Origin of the sequence: Marinimicrobium sp. UBA4209 (assembly GCF_002381585.1) — a bacterium.
Classification (GTDB): domain Bacteria; phylum Pseudomonadota; class Gammaproteobacteria; order Pseudomonadales; family Cellvibrionaceae; genus Marinimicrobium; species Marinimicrobium koreense.
The window spans coordinates 1,104-1,674 of record NZ_DFTP01000015.1 but is presented as its reverse complement, the minus strand read 5'-3'; the positions used below and the strand labels follow the sequence as shown (position 1 = coordinate 1,674).

At 54.3% G+C, this 571-nt stretch carries 2 protein-coding genes; both read right to left on the bottom strand.

Translation table 11 applies throughout. From position 1 onward, the window contains the following. Window positions 1-271: 50S ribosomal protein L16 (gene rplP / locus B3187_RS02645; protein ID WP_286804482.1), on the bottom strand; the 271-nt coding region annotated here is incomplete at its 3' end. A gap of 12 nt (window positions 272-283) precedes the next feature. Then, the coding region (rpsC, locus tag B3187_RS02640) for a 30S ribosomal protein S3 (protein WP_286804481.1) at window positions 284-571 on the bottom strand (288 nt) is incomplete at its 5' end.

Here is a 571-nt window from a genome sequence, read left to right as displayed (position 1 = left end):
CCACGTTACCCTTACCTTTACCCTGACGTACTTCCAGGGGCTTCTCGGTAATTGGTTTATCTGGAAACACACGAATCCAGATTTTACCGCCACGTTTAATGTGACGAGTCATCGCACGACGGGCCGCCTCAATTTGGCGAGCTGTAATGCGACCGCGACCAGTAGCTTTCAAGCCAAAATCACCAAAGCTTACTTTGGCGCCCCGATGGGCCAAGCCGCGGTTGCGGCCCTTCATTTGCTTGCGAAACTTCGTACGCTTTGGTTGCAGCATCTTGCGTACCCCTTACTTGGACTTAGAGCCTTTTTTCTTAGGTGCAGCTTCAGCTTCGTCGATATCGCCGATGACCTCACCCTTGAAAATCCAAACTTTCACACCGATGATGCCGTAGGTGGTTGACGCTTCGGCGGTTGCGTAATCGATGTTTGCACGCAATGTGTGCAACGGTACGCGGCCTTCACGATACCACTCACTACGAGCGATCTCGGCACCCCCCAGGCGGCCTCCCACCTGGATCTTGATACCTTCCGCACCCTGACGCATGGCGTTTTGCACGGCACGCTTCATGGCACG